General features: G+C 39.6%; 22 protein-coding genes. 5 read left to right on the top strand and 17 right to left on the bottom strand.

What is annotated here, in order from left to right; genetic code table 11:
- The first annotated feature begins 77 nt into the window (after positions 1–77).
- The 5 genes from IR083_RS07970 (at position 78) to IR083_RS07950 (ending at position 4,055) form a co-directional block, all read left to right on the top strand.
- Entirely contained in the window at positions 78–887 is an 810-nt protein-coding gene (locus IR083_RS07970) for a DUF3822 family protein (RefSeq protein ID WP_194223897.1), read from the top strand.
- Positions 884–1,429, top strand: coding sequence for an RsmD family RNA methyltransferase (locus IR083_RS07965; RefSeq protein ID WP_006798695.1), 546 nt, complete (start codon positions 884–886; stop codon positions 1,427–1,429). Before IR083_RS07970 ends, IR083_RS07965 begins: the two co-directional genes overlap by 4 nt.
- Positions 1,430–2,074: 645 nt before the next feature.
- Positions 2,075–3,283, top strand: coding sequence for an ATP-binding protein (locus tag IR083_RS07960; RefSeq protein ID WP_194223896.1), 1,209 nt, complete (start codon positions 2,075–2,077; stop codon positions 3,281–3,283).
- 90 nt (positions 3,284–3,373) lie between these two features.
- On the top strand, positions 3,374–3,715 hold the full coding sequence (locus tag IR083_RS07955) for a hypothetical protein (protein ID WP_206759857.1): 342 nt from the start codon (positions 3,374–3,376) through the stop codon (positions 3,713–3,715).
- Positions 3,716–3,836: 121 nt separating this feature from the next.
- Positions 3,837–4,055, top strand: a complete 219-nt coding sequence (locus IR083_RS07950; RefSeq protein ID WP_194223894.1) for a hypothetical protein — start codon at positions 3,837–3,839, stop codon at positions 4,053–4,055.
- A 79-nt stretch (positions 4,056–4,134) separates the two neighbouring features.
- Here the strand turns inward: IR083_RS07950 and IR083_RS07945 are convergent, their stop codons facing one another.
- The 17 genes from IR083_RS07945 to IR083_RS07865 form a co-directional block, all read right to left on the bottom strand.
- Entirely contained in the window at positions 4,135–4,398 is a 264-nt protein-coding gene (locus IR083_RS07945) for an HU family DNA-binding protein (protein ID WP_194223893.1), read from the bottom strand.
- Between the two features lie 62 nt (positions 4,399–4,460).
- Entirely contained in the window at positions 4,461–4,664 is a 204-nt protein-coding gene (locus IR083_RS07940; RefSeq protein WP_194223892.1) for a hypothetical protein, read from the bottom strand.
- A gap of 10 nt (positions 4,665–4,674) precedes the next feature.
- Positions 4,675–5,085, bottom strand: a complete 411-nt coding sequence (locus IR083_RS07935; protein WP_242052384.1) for a ribonuclease H — start codon at positions 5,083–5,085, stop codon at positions 4,675–4,677.
- Positions 5,069–5,581: a hypothetical protein gene (locus IR083_RS07930; RefSeq protein ID WP_194223891.1), complete on the bottom strand. Its 513-nt coding sequence runs from the start codon at positions 5,579–5,581 to the stop codon at positions 5,069–5,071. The genes IR083_RS07935 and IR083_RS07930 overlap by 17 nt, the downstream gene beginning before the upstream one ends.
- 175 nt (positions 5,582–5,756) lie before the next feature.
- Positions 5,757–6,404 (bottom strand): hypothetical protein, encoded by a 648-nt coding sequence (locus tag IR083_RS07925; RefSeq protein ID WP_194223890.1) that lies wholly within the window; start codon positions 6,402–6,404, stop codon positions 5,757–5,759.
- A gap of 7 nt (positions 6,405–6,411) precedes the next feature.
- On the bottom strand, positions 6,412–6,762 hold the full coding sequence (locus IR083_RS07920) for a hypothetical protein (protein WP_194223889.1): 351 nt from the start codon (positions 6,760–6,762) through the stop codon (positions 6,412–6,414).
- Between the two features lie 68 nt (positions 6,763–6,830).
- Positions 6,831–7,832 (bottom strand): phosphoadenosine phosphosulfate reductase family protein, encoded by a 1,002-nt coding sequence (locus tag IR083_RS07915; RefSeq protein WP_242052383.1) that lies wholly within the window; start codon positions 7,830–7,832, stop codon positions 6,831–6,833.
- Positions 7,807–8,019: a hypothetical protein gene (locus tag IR083_RS07910; protein WP_194223888.1), complete on the bottom strand. Its 213-nt coding sequence runs from the start codon at positions 8,017–8,019 to the stop codon at positions 7,807–7,809. Before IR083_RS07910 ends, IR083_RS07915 begins: the two co-directional genes overlap by 26 nt.
- Positions 8,020–8,094: 75 nt before the next feature.
- Positions 8,095–8,550, bottom strand: a complete 456-nt coding sequence (locus tag IR083_RS07905; RefSeq protein WP_194223887.1) for a hypothetical protein — start codon at positions 8,548–8,550, stop codon at positions 8,095–8,097.
- Positions 8,547–9,002, bottom strand: a complete 456-nt coding sequence (locus tag IR083_RS07900) for a DUF3990 domain-containing protein (RefSeq protein ID WP_194223886.1) — start codon at positions 9,000–9,002, stop codon at positions 8,547–8,549. The genes IR083_RS07905 and IR083_RS07900 overlap by 4 nt, the downstream gene beginning before the upstream one ends.
- Positions 9,003–9,107: 105 nt before the next feature.
- On the bottom strand, positions 9,108–9,872 hold the full coding sequence (locus IR083_RS07895) for a Fic family protein (protein WP_194223885.1): 765 nt from the start codon (positions 9,870–9,872) through the stop codon (positions 9,108–9,110).
- 304 nt (positions 9,873–10,176) lie between these two features.
- Positions 10,177–12,438, bottom strand: a complete 2,262-nt coding sequence (locus IR083_RS07890) for a cation:proton antiporter (RefSeq protein ID WP_194223884.1) — start codon at positions 12,436–12,438, stop codon at positions 10,177–10,179.
- 419 nt (positions 12,439–12,857) lie between these two features.
- Positions 12,858–13,370 (bottom strand): hypothetical protein, encoded by a 513-nt coding sequence (locus tag IR083_RS07885; protein WP_194223883.1) that lies wholly within the window; start codon positions 13,368–13,370, stop codon positions 12,858–12,860.
- A gap of 1 nt (position 13,371) precedes the next feature.
- Positions 13,372–13,920: a hypothetical protein gene (locus IR083_RS07880; RefSeq protein WP_194223882.1), complete on the bottom strand. Its 549-nt coding sequence runs from the start codon at positions 13,918–13,920 to the stop codon at positions 13,372–13,374.
- Complete coding sequence (locus tag IR083_RS07875) at positions 13,917–14,693, bottom strand: hypothetical protein (protein WP_194223881.1); 777 nt, start codon at positions 14,691–14,693, stop codon at positions 13,917–13,919. Before IR083_RS07875 ends, IR083_RS07880 begins: the two co-directional genes overlap by 4 nt.
- Positions 14,694–14,713: 20 nt before the next feature.
- Positions 14,714–15,289, bottom strand: coding sequence for a hypothetical protein (locus IR083_RS07870; RefSeq protein ID WP_194223880.1), 576 nt, complete (start codon positions 15,287–15,289; stop codon positions 14,714–14,716).
- A gap of 115 nt (positions 15,290–15,404) precedes the next feature.
- Entirely contained in the window at positions 15,405–17,147 is a 1,743-nt protein-coding gene (locus IR083_RS07865; RefSeq protein WP_194223879.1) for a hypothetical protein, read from the bottom strand.
- Between the last annotated feature and the right edge of the window lie 10 nt (positions 17,148–17,157).

The following is a 17,157-nucleotide window of genomic DNA, read 5'->3' as shown; positions in this document are numbered from 1 at the left end:
GTAAACAGGGAAATAAGTATTGGATAGCATGTATGATTGAATATTATTCTGTTTACTTTGCAATATAAAATTTAAATATGTTCTTACCCGAAAATATAGATCTTGGACAGTCAGAAAAATATGTTTTATCTATTCGTATAAAAACGGATGAATTTATGTTTTCTATTTCCGATACGGATAATAGGAAAGGATATTGTCTGCGTGAAACTACATTTTCGGCAAATGATAAACTGTTAAGTAATATTCAGCGGATTATTTTCGATCTGAATTTTCTTACCCAGGAGTTTAAACAGACAAATGTTATTATTGTTTCTCCTGACTATGAGCTGGTTCCTGCATCTTATTTCAATATAAAGGAGAGAGAGCAATTATATAATTTTACACATAATAAGGAAGCCGGACAATTAATGTCAGGATTGATTGATAAACAGGATATAATAAGCTTGTTTAACGTAGAGAAAGATATTTTTGAGTTTCTTTCGCGTAATTTATGGGATCCTCACTTTTTTCATCATTCCAATCTACTTATTAATCTATTAGAGGACAAGGGAGGGGTGATAAACTCAAGGTCGAAGATGTATTTGAACTTTCATGGTAGCTTTATGGATGTTATTTGTTTTTCAGAATCAAAGCTTGTTCATTGTTTGACTTATGAAAACGAACCGGCAGCCAATCAAGTTTATTATATTCTTAAATTATGGGAGAATTGTGGTTTTAATCAATTGGAAGATTATATATATATAAGCGGAAAACCTGACGAACTGGTTGTTATCCGATTGCAGGAGTATATTAAGAATATAGAAAGGATAAATGCTCCGAGCGAAGTATATTTATGGAATGAGGATGCTCAAAAAGCTCCACTCGATTTATTGGCATTAGTATTATGAGAATTATCAGCGGAAAATATAAGGGGCGCAGATTCGATCCGCCTAAAAGTTTTAAAGCACGGCCAACTACCGATTTTGCAAAAGAGAATCTTTTCAATGTGCTGAATAACACGATAGATTGGGAAGATACCATTGCTCTCGATTTATTCGGAGGGACAGGGGGGATAAGTCTCGAGCTGGTATCGAGAGGATGCCCGCAGGTCACATGCGTTGAGAAAAACTTCAATCATGCATCATTTATTGAAAAAACGAAAGAGGAATTGAAAATAAAATCAGAATTATTATTGCTTAAAATGGATGTTTTCAGTTACTTGGAAAGATGCAGGGAGCAATTCGATCTTATTTTTGCAGACCCTCCTTATGATATGAAAAACTTTTTGGATGTTCCGCGTATTTTATTTGAAAAGGATTTAATAAAGCCGGGAGGCATATTTATACTGGAGCATCCGAAAGACCATGATTTTTCCGGGTTCCCTTTGTTTGAAGATAAAAGAGTATATGGAAGCGTGAATTTCAGTATTTTCAGAAAGGCACTTCTATAAAATAAGAAAAGGTTGTCATCCCGACGTCCGATTTTTAGTGGTTATTCTTGATCTTAAGTAATTGATAATCAATCGAAGCAATACCGAAAATCTAAAGTGCTGCACACGTTTGTGCCTTTTTGGAAGGTTTATACTAAATATTTTCCACTTCAAAAATAAACAATTTTTTTTAGCATTTCATACATTAAAAGTTGAATTTTTAGTGTACTGCCAGTTTTATAATGTTTTTTACCAGAAACCATTGCACATCGGCATTACACAAGTACTACCCCGCTTTATTCCTGTACTGTTTACTCCGTTAGACCCATTTGAATAAGCTGCATAATCTTCGAAAGCAAAACCTGTTCCGATATAACTCTAATTCGCCATAAATATACATATTTTAAATGAATCTTCCCTATAGTGGGGCTATAGCCTGGGATTCAACTTTCGTTAAAACAATACAGGTTACTCGCAATGAGTAATTTGATATATTGGTTTACATGAATTTCAGCTTTTTTTGTACGTTTGTACCAATAGTCATACGATCAGTGCATTTATTAAAGAGAATAATTTGTAATAATCATATTTAAGAAATATCCTTTTAGTATACTGAAAGATTTCTTATCTTTGTACTGAAAGAAATCCAATTGAAGATTTAAAAATATGATAAGACAAGAAGAAATAGCCTTAGTTATAGACTCACAAAGAGAAACTTTTCTGAAACAGGATTCGGGATTTACTCGTGATGCACTTGCAGATATACCAGTTGCCGACTCATTTGCAACTATTATAACAGGGATACGTCGCTGTGGTAAAAGCACATTGCTTTTGCAGTTACTTCGTAGAGATTATCAGGCTGCCATATATCTTAATTTTGATGACATACGTTTATCAGGTTTTGGAACTAGTGACTTCACGCGCCTTCATCGGGAGATAGAAAAAAGAGAAATAAAAGTCCTTTTTTTCGATGAAATACAAATCGTTGAAGGTTGGGAGAAATATATCAATCAACTTTTACGAGAAGGTTATAAGGTATTTATAACAGGCTCTAACGCTTCTATGCTAAGTGTTGAGTTAGGGACACATTTAACAGGTAGGCATTTATCTATGGAATTATTTCCGTTTTCTTATTCGGAGTTTATCAGATTCAAAGAATTAGAAAATGGAGAAAACGCTGTTATAGGTTATCTCAAAATGGGAGGAATACCCGAATATGTTAAAACAGGAATATCCGTTGTTTTGAATACACTTGTAGATGACATATTAATGAGAGATATAGCAGTCAGACATTCCGTTCGTGATGTAACTTCGTTACGCCAATTAACAGCATTCTTGATAACTAATATCGGAAATCTCGTTTCTGCCAATAAATTGGTCGGAATGTTTGATATAAAATCACCTGCTACTTTTTTAGAGTATTTTTCATTCCTGAAAGATGCTTATTTGCTTGAATTTATTCCGATGTTCAGTCATTCATTGAAGGTTCAGGCTCGTAATCCGAAAAAAGTGTATGTTATGGATATGGGGCTTTACACAGAGAACTCCGTATCAACAAGCGATAACATAGGCCGGCGTTTGGAGAATCTTATATTTTTACATCTACGCCGAAAATATAAGCATATATTCTATTATAAAGATAAAGGAGAATGCGATTTTATCACAATGGAAAAGAGCACTGTAAAGGAAGCCATACAGGTATGTTTAACTATAAATGATGAGAATTTTGATAGGGAGTACAATGGATTATTGGGAGCAATGCAAAATCTTGGATTAAAAGAAGGGTGTATCGTTACCCTTAATCAGGGTGATACGTTCGAAAAAGACGGTATGATAATCAAGATGATTCCTGTATACGACTTTTTTAATAGATAAACCGGGCAAAGACATTTATGAGAGAGCAACTTACAAATCATACTATCACATTCATTGACACAGAAATTGATCCTAAAAGTCAAAGAATCCTTGATTAATGAAAGTTCTTTTCATAAAACGTCTGTAGCGGAATTTGTTCACTTTTTAGACGGAACAGAATTTATTTGTGGGCACAATATTCTCAATCATGACATTAAGTATATCGGCAAAGCATTAACTGATGCGGGAGTCAATCCGAAGAATATTATTGACACATTATATCTATCTCCGTTGCTTTTTCCCACAAGACCTTATCATTCACGATTAAAAGACGACAAACTTCAATCGGAGGACACGAATAATCCGTTGAATGATTCCATAAAGGCAAAGGATTTATTTTATGATGAAATCACTGCATTTAGTCAGACGGACGAAACTCTTGTAATGAATTGAATGTTCTTTTTTCAAAAAACAAATAGCATAAATATTTTGAGATTTTATATTTTTATAAATTCTGTTACCGTCGTAACTGTTACAGCGGCAACATGATATAAACGCCCATAATATAGATTTTATGGAAAGCGACCGACAGGCTTATTTAGTCCTGTTTGAAGGAGAAGCCACCGTAAACGGCGTCCATATGGAGATACGGGACGCACTGGAAATTGTGAAGGAAGACATAGCCATTACGGCAGAACAGGAAGCACATTTCCTGATTATAGAAATGGCTTTTGACGAAGATTGCTACAAAGAAAAATACGAAGGAAACGAAGAGCAATATAACGGGGAATAAGAGCGTTCATAACAGGAGGCCATACCGCATAGTACGGTATGGTCTCTGTAACTGGAAACTTAAATTTACTATCCGTAAATCACGTCTTCTTATTCAGTGAAGATTTAAACTTCACTACCCTCTTAGCCGGTACTTTTGTCGGAACCCCGTCCCTGGGATTCCACGCGTTCTTTTCACCAAATTCTTTCATATAAAACGTTCCGAAATTGTGGATGGTAATTCTCTCTCCTTCGAGCAAGGAACTCTGGATAACCTGCAGGACTGATTCCAGCACCGTCTTGGTCTGGTTCCGCGATACGCGGGTCTGCTTTGATACCATCTTTATAATCTCCATCTTTGTCATGGCTTTTATCGTTTTATTATTGTTTAAACGGCAGTATTCTACATCATCTGCGAATTACGCCGTTACCGGTAATTCTTTTCAACCGGTTTGATATGTATTTCGACCCTGTTGTTCTTTAATATACTGTTTATAGACTTGTATATGGGCATCGATTCTATCCCGGCGATCTTGAGGGCTTTCAAAGTTATATGATCCTCAATTAAGGTCATGTAATCCTTGGGATGAATCAGGATATATTTATCGCTATCGATTTTCTTTCTGGCCATTTTAAAAAAATTATTTGTGTCCGAAATCAGCGGGAATCTCGCCCCACAAGTTATTATCCCAGTGCAGAACCCGGATATGTTTTATCCGTTCCGACATTATCTTAAGGAATACCTCTGCTTTTCCGAGCTCCGCGTAAGTCTTTTTAGATGCCGTTTTCATATTGTTATACCAGGTAACCGCAGTGGTACTGTCCGTATAAATCACAGGCGTGCAATCATTCTCCAGTATATATTTTACAGCCGCTATTACTCCAAGGAATTCGCCGGTATTAACAGTCTTGTTACCAATATAGCATAAAAAGATCTCCCTGTTGCCTGATAAATCCACCCCTCTGAAACCGGTGAGCCTGTTCTTTACGGAATGAGCAGCATCCGTGGCAATTCCTGCCACAGGTATTTCCATATCAGCAGTCCGGATCATAAGTTATATTATGCTTATTCATTATAGCTATCAGGTGGTCGGCATGCCTGCTGAATTCCTCGATGACAAGCGGGATATCCTCTATGTCATTTCTTGAGGCGATAACCTCGATCACCCCGGATTTTGTCCTGCTCAGGCGGGACTTGCCGTTTACCGGATCGAAGTAAATCGTCTTTATTCCAAAATTAATATTGACCTGGTATGCTTCGTTCTGTTTGATTATTGTCTCGAATTGCACCTTGAAAAGCATCCGGTTCGCTTCCACGACGACATAGCCCTGCCCGCGGTGCATCTCCTTGAGTTCGACATTATAAAGAACGTTTGGTACAACCGTACCCTTTAAATGCTCCGACAGGACGCATATTTTTTTCCTGTATTTCGAGTCCTCGCGAACCCCTATCAGTTTTTTTGTTTTCGGATGCCGGAAAATGAACCCTATCAGCTCTCCCGTCGTATCGGATACCACAAACTTGATTTGTGATTTTTCGTGATTCATACAATCATTGTTCCATAATTAAATCTTTTTGCTTTCAATTGACAATCTGGTTCCGATTCAGCTTAAGCGCTATTATTTGACACAAATTTATGCTAAATAAATAGAGATTCAAAATAAAACACATCTATTTTATCAGGGTATTTTTATTATTCTTTATAGTATTTTGCTATATAAGTCACTGGATCCTTTCCTCTTCCGAAAAATGGCTGAAATGCTCATCGGCACTGGATGTTTCATGTAATCCGCCACATTTCCAGTAGCGGTAAATCCGTTTTGCTTTATCACATCGTTTATATACATCCATATTTGTAATATAAAGCGCTCCCTGCCGGGTATTGGGGTTATACCAGCGGGCGCTGTTTTTAATACCCGGATTCTCCCCGATATATAACAGGCATTTATCCCCGTAAACATTGATATTATGGATTTCAATGTCCGGGTCTATTTCGTATTCCTTAGCGAACACGGCAAAATCATATATATCGGTATACAGCATATCTCCAAAATGCAAAGGGGCTTCCGCTTCCAGCTTCCTTATATTTTCCCTGATATGCGCCCTTGTCCTTATTTCCTGAGCCCGTTTGGGGGTTACATCGTGTTTTGTAATGTATATGACGTCAAACCCGCAGGCATTACTGTCCCGGACTTCGGCCAAACCGATGATTTCCCGCTTTGTGATCAGATTTTCCCTGTCCAGCGGATCAACCTCTTCCCCGAACACGTACCTTATGAATCCGATGAAAATTATAAGGATAATAAATAAAGGCCATCCTATTTTTAATAGGATGATTGTGTAATAATCAGCTTTATTCCACCTGTTCATGTTATTTTTATTTTGATTTACAAATATCGCAAAACCCTTTATTTTTCTTGTATTTATATTTCGAAACCTGAGTTCCGCAACACTTGCAATACATTTGTTTATTTGTATCCTTATTATAAACAACCTGTTCGACAAGGCTCCTTGAGACATGATATTTTTCAGACAGCAACTGAAGTATGCCCTTTTCGCGGATATTACCGTTTCCGGCATACCTCAGGTATTCCTCCCTTATTAATATCTTTTTACATGCAGCGGTATCCAGTATTTGAAAATGCCGGATTTTTGAGATGATGGACTTATCGATTCCCGTTATCCCTGATAACGCGGCCAGTTCCGCTTCACTTATTTCTTTACCCATATTGTTATTATTGATTCTGCTTAATAAGAAATAGGCCGGTATAGTGTTGTGATGTTTTTAATCTCCGGCTAATATGCCCCGCAACCCTCACCGAACGCTCCGGCGGGAAGTATCCATGGTTCATTGTCCGGAATGATGACCGGCAGGTTATAATTGTAGCTCGTAGCCAGGGCGGCCGGTTCGTCCGTAATGGCATCATAAGCCTTGCCGGAATCAATCAGTTCCTGTAGCCCACATTTACGGTTAATTGTATATCCAAACTCGTTTTCAAGTTTTATCACTTCGATTACCTGTTCAAGGCTGATTTTAGCCGCGCTGGCGAACTGGTTTTTGTTGCCGAAAATACACAGCTTGCAGCTGCAACGTGCCCATCCCATATAATAGCAGGGATGCACGCGTACCCTGTATTTTTTAATGATAGCCCATACTTCCGCTTCTTTCCGGTCACGAATCGGACGTAGGCGGTCTACATACCTCTGGAATGTTTTGCCATTTCTAAGATCAGCCCTGTCCGGTTCAAAGATTGGATATTTAGCCCGTTGAGGGCTTTCTTCTCCCCGTTCACCGGAAAGTATAAGGGTACGGATACCTTTAAACCGTTCCTGATTGCGAATGCTAACAGAGCAAGGGTCTATTTTCAGATAAGAACTGCACCATCTGACACTTAAATCCGGTGACTGTTGCGGAAATTTCCGTCTTGCCGACTTTTTTCCGGTAGTACCTCCAACCTTTTTGATTGTTCCATCTTCCTGTTCGAAACAAACAGGAGCAGTCAGGCTGTTCTCTCTGAGTAACTCCCGTTTAAACCCGCCTTCTTTCCATTGGAAGTATATCTTTACCCCGAATGCTGCTGCAAATTTCCGGCAATAATCGGGGGTAATCTCCCAGTCGAAGAAGGGTTCACCCTGGCCATCTATACATTGGTGCCATAATTCTATTTTTGACTTGGATATCTTATTATCAATCAAATATAAAACAAGATTTACCGAATCTTTGCCCCCGGAAAACGATACGATGTATTTATCATATGAGTGAAGATCGAAATCAGGAATCACCATTGAGCATTCCATGCATGATTTTATAAAATCTTCGGATATGCTGCGCATGGTATAATCCCCCAAATTGCTTACATAGCTGGTCGTCGGGCAGCTGGTCTATAACCTGCCTGGCTATATCCAGCCCTTCTATAATGAAAAAGGGAGCCAGGACACTACTTCCCATTACTTCTTTTATGCGTTTGTCCAATGTTTTTGACATAATAAATAAAAAAAGGGTAACAGTTTCTGTTACCCAAGTATTTGATTGTTATTGTTATGATTATGATTTTTGAAACTAAAGCGCTTCGCCTTTAAGATATGACTCATACAGGTATTCCGGACTTTCGTAATACAGACTACTGTTGAAGTCTTCAATTTTGCGGGAAAGCCAGGTATTATATACCTCAATAAGTGTTTCTATTGGCTTTTTGTCCTGTTTATCACAAATGTCAACAATAAGGCGTTTATATACTTTGCCAATATCCCAATATGTTGGAATGGAATACTTACCATCAGCCACATTATCGAATACCCCTATATTGATATGGTAATTGGTTATAAGTTCATCGGATATTCTTTCAATGTTATCGCTATGATATACATCAGCCAAATTATAAATATGCTTGAGTTTATCTTTACCAATTGCGTTCACTACAACATTCCGGTGATTTTTTGTTTTTCTCCCGATATATTCTATAAGACTACAAACAAAAAATAAATCGTTATATTCTTTTTTTTCTCTACCTGTCATATCTTTACCTCCTCACTATTAATGAAAACCAGACACTTTAGGGACTCTTCCGTGTAAAAGTTTATTTGATGAGTGGGATGCTTGAATTTAGCCAAAGCCCAGAATTGCTCCCGCGTGATTACTCCGCTTATGAAATCGGATACATAATTATAAACCTGATCATTAGCCATTGCTCCTATAACGATGTCATAACCGTGTGCTTCCCCGTTGCGGCAAGATACAATAAAGTCGAGCCAATCTTCCGTCATTTCAGTGAATTGAAGAATATTCAGGTTTTCATTGGACTCAAAATTATAGATGCTCACCATGGGTGTATCATAACGCCTGGCCCAACGTACAGCTTGTTCTTTCAATTCAGTACAATAAAAACCAGTCCCGAAATCTTTTGCATATCTGCCTGTTATTATTTCTGGAGTTTTTATCAGGCAATATCCGCCGTGGTATACATTCATAATGCTTCCTTGTATTTATAAGTTTTTCAGTTCAAAGATAATTATTACCGGCCTGATCGTTCTTTTAATATTCAATATGCCCGGAATATATTGATTATATATTGTTTACCCGACTAAACTGAGATACCGGACCAAAGCATCTTTTTCATTTTCCGCAACCAGCGTATAAAAGTCAAGAGGGTCATTTTGAGTATGCGATTTTTCCAAAGCCTCGTAATACCTTCTCTTGCTCCGGTTATCCCCCTTAAGGTTGACGATAACGTAACCCTTGCCTAATAAATACAGGTTCATTAAAAGGCGCGATGTACGGCCATTGCCGTCAATAAAGGGATGTATCTTAACCAGCTCATCGTGGAGATATGCCGCTATGATTACCGGATGCTCTTTGCTTTTGGTCATGTCATGGAAAGTCCGTATAAAAGCTTCCGTTTGCGGTTCTATAAGGTAGGGCTGGGGCGGCATATGCGTACTGCCCGAAATCATAACCGGGACATTCCGGTATTTCCCGGCATTATCCCTGTCGATCCCCCGTAAGATAATAGAATGGATGTCTTTTATGAGCCTGCCGTCTATTTCAAACTTATCCTGCGCGATATCTTTAACATATGAAATCGCTTCGGCATGGTTTATTGCCTCAAGATGTTCCTTCAATGGTTTTTCACCGATAGTGATCCCTTCATTGACAACAAGAGCCGTTTCCTGTAATGTCAACGTATTACCTTCAATGCGGTTGCTTTCATACGTATATTCAATGTCCAGCGCTTTCTGTATCTTATCCAGCGCTTCCTTAGGCAAAGGCCGCTTTTTGGATAATTCTTCTTTCAGCTTATCGATTTCGGATAATATCCGGTTTAATGGTTCCATATTCATTTATTTCAGATTACTGTTCCAGCCGTTATATGAATACTGCGGGAACGGATGATTATACAAATATAATCAGGAAAGGACCAAAATCTTATTCTTCCGGCGATTAATATTCAATAAGGTTTAAATCCCTTCCTTTTAACGTATGCCGGAATATTCCGGATTTATCCGGAGAATTTAATATTAAATGTACAATATCCAGTATATATATGATATATGGTCAAATATAAACAGGAAAAAACGGGAGTATGTCCAGTATAATGAATTACATCTTATGGAATGGGGCGCAGTCTCAGAACAACATTTTTTCTCAATTAAACAGCTTGTTAATATTGGCTTCAAATGAAGCTAACTTATCCGTTTCCCCGGCAATCCATACCACGTCACTTTCATGGAATACAAAGCCCGCACTGAAATTCGTTATGGATTCATTTCCCCTGTCTATACCTATAACCAGGCATTCGGTTTGCTCCCTGACACTTAGACGGGCGATGCTTTTATTTATCATTACCGATTCTTCTCCGATGGAATACTGGGAAAGGCTGATATGATGCTGTACGGAATCGCTCATTGCTGTTTCCCCGTCATTCCGGTTCTCGACTGATTCTACAAACCTCATTATTTCGTCGTCCGACCCGCAAATAATAATCCTGTCGTGCGGATACAGGTGTGCTTTGCCGTCAGGAATATTTATTTTTCTGTTTCCCCGTATGATCGTGATAATATTGATGCCTGTGCTTTGCCGGAAATTGAGTTCGGCCAATGTCTTGCCCACGCTTGGCGAACCGGGCGACACTTCAATTTCTTCGATATGTATATTTTTGGATAACAGGCCTTTTGCCACTGCAGATGATATTGCCGCGTTTTTTTCCTTGCTGTTAAAGTTGTCGATAAACCTTTTCTCTATCCTGCGTGACTGGACTTTCACCCCTTTTATGAAAACGATAGCGGCAAGGTAAACGATAGCAATGATTATTGCCGTTATAGATGAAGACGGGAATAATATATGCAATTCGAATATAACGGCAAAAAAACACAAGGCTATGCGGAATAAGATCAGGATAACCAGGGCCACACGGTTCGAGGACTGTTTGTCCCACAGTTTCCGGAACTCGTCCGACCTGTTTTTCTTCATTATTATAGCACGCAGTAACGGGGCCATACATGTCAGCGTTAACGCAGTAGCCAGGACTCTACCCCAGATACCCGGAATACTTTCTATTATGAACGGGTTTATAAACAGTTTGAACAGTTGTATGACAGCTATACTTATCACCAGGTACACGACAACGAATGTGAAAACTTTTTTCAGGAGGACGCTCCATGTTTTTTCCTCCGTAACCGTATTGTAAGCCGATGACGCATAGCCTTGTATTAATTTTTCCCATTTAGGCGGTATTTGTTTTATTATCCAATCGGCAAAAGGATCGGACATTTTCAGCATGTACGGGGATATGAAGGTCGTGATAACCGCCACCGCTACAATAATAGGGTAAAGCGCTTTGCTTATCACTCCCAGGCTTGTACCCAATGTAGCGATAATGAACGAAAATTCTCCGACCAGAGCCAGGCTGCATGCGGCTTTGACGGCAACCTTTAGGCCTTGTCCCGACAATAAAATACCGATCGTAGAGAACAGGGGGCGTCCGATAAGAATCACACATGTAAAAAGCGCTATATATACCCCGTATTCCGCTATGACCTTAACTTCGATCATCATGCCCACCGATACGAAAAAAATAGCCCCGAACAGATTCTTCAGGGGCAGCATCATATGTTCTATATGCTTGCCTTCCAATGTTTCGGATAAAATGGACCCCATGATAAATGCGCCCAGCGCCGCCGAGAACCCGACGTATGTGGCAAACAATACCATTCCCAGGCATAAACCGATCGCTATAATAAGCAAAGTCTCGTCATTGAGATGTTTTTTCAGTTTCTTCAGGAATGTAGGGATAAGGTATATACCGCCCACAAACCATATGACAATAAAGAAAGTAAGCTTGAGGATTTCGTATGCAAGCTGGGTACCTTCGAAGTGTTTGCTGACCGCGACCGTACTCAGCAAGACGAGCATTAAGATGGCGGCAAGGTCTTCCACGATGAGCATGCCGAAGGCAATACCTGCAAACCTGGTTTTCTGCAGCGACATATCGTTGAATGTCTTAATAACGATAGTCGTGGAGGACATGGACAGCATACCTCCAAGGAACAGGCTGTCCATATGCGACCAGTCTAACAGCATGCCGATCGTATAGCCGACGGCTACCATACAGGTCATGTTGAATAATGTCGCAATGGATGCCGTTCCCCCTACATCCATCAGTTTCTTGAAACTGAACTCGAGCCCCAGCGCAAACAGGAAAAAGATAATACCTATCTCGGACCAGGTGTGTATACTCTCCATGTCAACTATAGATGGAAAGAACGTTGTATGTGGGCTGATGAGAAGCCCGGCAACGATATATCCCAATACGACAGGCTGTTTGAGATATTTACATATAATAGTAGCTATTCCCGTAGTAATAAGGATAAGGGCAAGATCATTCACAAATCGTGGCAAGTGTTCCATCGTTGTAATTATTTAGTTTATGTTATGACGCGTCTTCCGCTTTGAAATACCTGTTATACCTGACAACCGGGATCTTTGTATGATCTTCCCGATCTAAACCTGTCATTTCCGGATTCAAAAAGTATACAATGTACCGATAAAAATAAAGTACATTGCCAACCGGTATTCAGCATCAAAAATATATACAGAATTTGAAATTCCGGCAATTTTTGCCATGATTTTTTAACAAAATCATTACAAATGGACAAATGAAAAAAATACAAATATTCCCGGCAACTTTTTTATGCCCTTATTTATTCTGCAGGAGCTTTTTGATATCGAAACATATCAATGCAAAGCACGGGTTCACCGATTTAAGAAAGTTTCCCTGCGGAATCAATTCTTCTAACCATACCTGCCTGGCCGGTTTGTCAAAATCTTTAATGTTCTATAAACCGGACATACATATTCCTGTTAGGATAGTCACCGTCATTCATCATTGCGGCAAATTCGTCCGGTGTGTATTTTTCGATACAAGGATCAGTCCCTTCGTCAGTGTTATAATCTGCTATAATTTCTTCATCGGTTGCATTGCGGTCGAAATGTTCCTGAGGGAATAAAAATACGCGGAGTTCCTTATCTGCGGGATAAACAGGTTGTTCGGGATGAATTAAATTCGTATACCATACCCATAATGTGACTAACCAATCTATACAAATTTCGGTTAATTCACGCTCTTCATTCTGCCCGGATCTGGGATTGAACAATGTACATGATGAATCCGGCCTTATTTCGATAAGCCTGTAATATTGATAGGCTGGCGCTCCGTCTACCTCTACCTCTTCTTCTACATAAACGGTATGCGGAAAGAATTCTTCGGGGAACTTCCGTATACAACTCAGCCGTTTTACCAGTATCTGATGCAGGTCATTGACTTTAGATTGTATGTTCATACTATTTCATGTTTTGATTAATATACGCTGCTAATTGGCTATCCGGAAGGGTAATTTTATCAACAGGAACATAGAATTTTATAGTTTCATCAACTTGTCTGGCTTCTTCTGAAATGTAATCCCCTTCATCGTCCAAAAGCATATCATTCAGGGTCTCTGTACTTATTCTACTCCCCTTCAGTTCTCCTTCAACATTTAATGTTCTGGCATTGAACTCATGTCCGTTTAGAGTTACAACCTCAAAGCAGGGTTCATCCAATCGTTTGCCACAATCCGGACAATATACGCTGCCTTCTTTATCACTAAAAAAGCCACGCCAATGGTCACAGGTATCACAGTCCGGAGTCTGGGTATATACCGGATCAAGGCTTATTACTTTTTCCCAGCCGTCAGCATCACACAACCCTTTACAATATGCTCTCATTTTTGCTTCAGTGCGAAATTCCACAACATCAATACACCCATCGATATCTTCATCTTTCGGTATAATACCTGTCTCATCATATTTATTTACGGCCCCTGAACCGAATATTATTGTTGCTCTTATCATGATATTATTCCTTCAAATCCCATAAATTCCCAAATCTGCCCTTCTATTTCATCATACAGGCCGTTAAATTCATCCTGAGTTTTCTCTGTAAAACGGACTCCATTTCCCTCTCCTTCATCTTCAATCATTTCCGACATTGGTAACTGATTCTGTTCAATAAGCGCAAGGTCTGCCAAATCGGAAATAATAGCCATCAAGTCGGAATTTATACCGTTCTTGTCTTGCTCCGGTTCTGAGCACTGTATATAAATGTCCTCAAGCTCTTTCGTATATTTTTGAATATTTTCCCTGTTTTCACTGTGATATTCATGTTTGATTCCTCCATTTCTACTGTAGAAATCCTGAGGCAGTTTGTTATATTTATCCACCAGGTCTTTCAGGGCAAGCCGTTCGGCATAGCTGTGAATACCCTCCCGGATTGGAGCCGTGATGAAATGAATTATATCGGAAAATTGTTCCGGATAGATGAGAAAACCCTCTTGTTTTATTTCGGATTCCTGTTCTATGCCGTCGGCATAAACCTGAACCGGACAATGTTCCTGTTCCTGCAGGTAGACATCGGTAATTGCGACATTATAAGTCCCATGCTTGCCATATAAAGCAGAGATAACCGGATACTTGTCATCCAGGCCGGTTTCATCATCATCCGCATTCGGGGATATATAAGTAATGCGTCCGCCATTCGCTCTTAAGGCACTGAGGATAAAGTTTTTCATATCCCCCTGTAACTGACCTTCTCTTTCGGTTAGTTCTTTATACTGTTTGAATTGCATGTTTTATTCTGTTTTTTGGTTTATATTCTTGTCAGGGTAAATTTTTCATCTGCATTGAGGCTGATATATTGCGCCTTAGCATAGGGTGTCCCGTTTATTTTGATCCTGCATCCATGCACCGGATGAATCTCGCCGTGCCTGTATACCCGGAATTCCGTTACGACCCATTCCCCGGGTTGCTTTTGCGGATTACCGGGAAAAGAGATAAGGTAACGCCTATTTAACTCATATCCCCGGTTTGCGATATATCCGGCTTCCGCCTGATAGACACGCTCCCTGCTCTCTAAGTCCTCTATTTTGATGGCGTCGCGTATAATAGACTCCGCGCTTCTTTTTATGGAGATTTGTTCTGCCGGACTTAACAGGCTATTGTATTCATTCAGGACGTGATAAAAGCCGGACAGATCGAATATTTTATCATGGATATCCCGGTTTAGGGCGTTGATACAAGCTTCTACTGCTTTTGATGTTTCAGGATAGATACCCTCTTGAAGCTGCCCTGAAATAATTCCTGCGACCGTATCTTCGCCAAGCGATTGCTTCAGTCTTTCGATTTCCCCCGTCCGCCTTCTTGAGCGGTCTGCTTCTTCATTCATTTTTAGTCTTTTGATATTATTTCGTATTAATGATTAGGGAGTTAAAAGAAAAAGGGTTTACCACTCTAACGCGAATAAACCCTTCATCAGAAAAAACATTATGGTTATATCTTTCTCAGGCTTCGACAAGCTGCTGCTCCGATACTTCAGCAAGTTCCGCTTTTAACTCTTCCAGGTTATTGCGTTGCATATAACTTCCGCTGTAGCAAATAGTTTCACCGAGGAAGGTGTGAGCGTATATTTTTATATTGGATACCACATCAACCTGTTTAACTCCCATATAGAGATTGAGTTGCTGTCCTTTCAATCCTTTTTGTACTTCAGGCTTGACAAATTGGGAATCATTATCTGAAACCATTTTTTCGAGCCATGTCTTATGGAATGTACCGACAGTGCGGTTGAAAACAATAGCCGGTTTTATAGTCATCGGTGAACGCCTTGTCATTATCAGCCTGTTGTAGGTATAGCCTCCGTCTTTGTCTTCATAGTAGCCGATATAACACTCACCGACAGCAAAGTATGTGAATTTCTTATGCTTGTCTTTTACATCGGGATAAGATGTTTCCCCTCCGAAAAATTCTTTTGGAAGCCCTGTTTCCATCACAAAGTCATCCAGGTAATGTTTAGGAACATATTCTTCCAATTTCCGGTGATTATTCCAACTATCCGTTTCCAGATAGGCTTTTACGGCAATATCATAAGATATAAGGTCAGGGCGAACGTGGCGAACGTTGTAAATGTTATGCTCAATAACAGCATCTGCAATTTCCTGTGTTTGTAACTCCCGGGGCATTTTGTCGAACCAACGGTATTTTTTTGCGTTTTCCATACAGAATTGCACAAATTCCGGCGTCCATATCCCGGGGGCAAACACTGGCGTATCGTATTCTTCCAACTTAATTATAGCTTTACAGATATCTGTGTCGAACTTCTTAACATCAAAACCGGAATAGATATTCGACCCCATTCTTGAATCTTTCTCCGTGCCCAAAGCCAGCAACAACCTCTTTTTAGTCTGGTACTTCTCCGGCAAAGAAGAAAGTTTGTCCGGCCATCTCTTCAGGATTGCATCGACCATTTTGCTGTCGAGTAATTCAAGCACCTTTTCTTTAATATCCGTATTCTTCTCCCGCCAGTCTCCCCAGAAATCCGTCTCATGGTTCTTTCCGGATTGAATAGCCTCAAGCATGACATTGTAGTTAATCTTTTGGAGAGGAACGCTTTTGATGCTTTTCTTTGCCATTGTCAGGTAATATTTTTCATCCTTGAACTTGTCAGGCGTAAGGAAGTCTATATCTTTAATACTCATCGAACTATCGAATAAACCCTGATAGAGAGCCGCAGTTTTCAGGCTCACCGGAACATAATACAGGAATGCCTGTACCATCCGCATTTCATCTTCTTTTTTGTCAGAATTCCTGTTTGATGAAGTGCCATAATAGATAGAGCGGATACCTTCATTAACCGCATCATTGCTCCATGTCTGTTCCGGAACCAGTGGCATAAAGTTCAGGTAGTTTGAGGCGGATACCATTAAGTTGCACAACATTCCAGTCGTCCGTTTATCCTCCGGAACATGTTTATAGTTGTCCTTGTCTTTTTTGACCGCAGTTTCGCATATCGCCTGTGTCCGGGCCTCCAAAGGTATATTGGACAGATTGAAGCTATGCCAGTTGTACCCGTCTTTATCAGTCTTTTGGATAATATTGTTGATATTCTCTTCCGTCAGGTATTCCTCCGGAAGGATGTTGAGAACTTTGATATTCCCCTCTTCTATAGCCGCCTGATATATCTGAGGTGTAATAAGGCTGTCAGGCAGGTTGTTTATTGCTGAATAAATATCTATACTTTTTCCCATAATGTTTTTA

Source organism: Dysgonomonas sp. GY75 (assembly GCF_015234155.1).
Classification (GTDB): domain Bacteria; phylum Bacteroidota; class Bacteroidia; order Bacteroidales; family Dysgonomonadaceae; genus Dysgonomonas; species Dysgonomonas gadei.
The sequence above is the reverse complement of the archived record's forward strand: the minus strand, read 5'-3'. Positions and strand labels throughout refer to the sequence as shown.

Bases quoted from the DNA above. Each gene is read 5' to 3' on its own strand.
- IR083_RS07970 (WP_194223897.1), top strand. From the start codon at position 78: ATGTTCTTACCCGAAAATATAGATCTTGGACAGTCAGAAAAATATGTT.
- IR083_RS07965 (WP_006798695.1), top strand. From the start codon at position 884: ATGAGAATTATCAGCGGAAAATATAAGGGGCGCAGATTCGATCCGCCT.
- IR083_RS07960 (WP_194223896.1), top strand. From the start codon at position 2,075: ATGATAAGACAAGAAGAAATAGCCTTAGTTATAGACTCACAAAGAGAA.
- IR083_RS07950 (WP_194223894.1), top strand. From the start codon at position 3,837: ATGGAAAGCGACCGACAGGCTTATTTAGTCCTGTTTGAAGGAGAAGCC.
- IR083_RS07945 (WP_194223893.1), bottom strand. From the start codon at position 4,398: ATGACAAAGATGGAGATTATAAAGATGGTATCAAAGCAGACCCGCGTA.
- IR083_RS07940 (WP_194223892.1), bottom strand. From the start codon at position 4,664: ATGGCCAGAAAGAAAATCGATAGCGATAAATATATCCTGATTCATCCC.
- IR083_RS07935 (WP_242052384.1), bottom strand. From the start codon at position 5,085: ATGATCCGGACTGCTGATATGGAAATACCTGTGGCAGGAATTGCCACG.
- IR083_RS07930 (WP_194223891.1), bottom strand. From the start codon at position 5,581: ATGAATCACGAAAAATCACAAATCAAGTTTGTGGTATCCGATACGACG.
- IR083_RS07925 (WP_194223890.1), bottom strand. From the start codon at position 6,404: ATGAACAGGTGGAATAAAGCTGATTATTACACAATCATCCTATTAAAA.
- IR083_RS07920 (WP_194223889.1), bottom strand. From the start codon at position 6,762: ATGGGTAAAGAAATAAGTGAAGCGGAACTGGCCGCGTTATCAGGGATA.
- IR083_RS07915 (WP_242052383.1), bottom strand. From the start codon at position 7,832: ATGGAATGCTCAATGGTGATTCCTGATTTCGATCTTCACTCATATGAT.
- IR083_RS07910 (WP_194223888.1), bottom strand. From the start codon at position 8,019: ATGTCAAAAACATTGGACAAACGCATAAAAGAAGTAATGGGAAGTAGT.
- IR083_RS07905 (WP_194223887.1), bottom strand. From the start codon at position 8,550: ATGACAGGTAGAGAAAAAAAAGAATATAACGATTTATTTTTTGTTTGT.
- IR083_RS07900 (WP_194223886.1), bottom strand. From the start codon at position 9,002: ATGAATGTATACCACGGCGGATATTGCCTGATAAAAACTCCAGAAATA.
- IR083_RS07895 (WP_194223885.1), bottom strand. From the start codon at position 9,872: ATGAATATGGAACCATTAAACCGGATATTATCCGAAATCGATAAGCTG.
- IR083_RS07890 (WP_194223884.1), bottom strand. From the start codon at position 12,438: ATGGAACACTTGCCACGATTTGTGAATGATCTTGCCCTTATCCTTATT.
- IR083_RS07885 (WP_194223883.1), bottom strand. From the start codon at position 13,370: ATGAACATACAATCTAAAGTCAATGACCTGCATCAGATACTGGTAAAA.
- IR083_RS07880 (WP_194223882.1), bottom strand. From the start codon at position 13,920: ATGATAAGAGCAACAATAATATTCGGTTCAGGGGCCGTAAATAAATAT.
- IR083_RS07875 (WP_194223881.1), bottom strand. From the start codon at position 14,693: ATGCAATTCAAACAGTATAAAGAACTAACCGAAAGAGAAGGTCAGTTA.
- IR083_RS07870 (WP_194223880.1), bottom strand. From the start codon at position 15,289: ATGAATGAAGAAGCAGACCGCTCAAGAAGGCGGACGGGGGAAATCGAA.
- IR083_RS07865 (WP_194223879.1), bottom strand. From the start codon at position 17,147: ATGGGAAAAAGTATAGATATTTATTCAGCAATAAACAACCTGCCTGAC.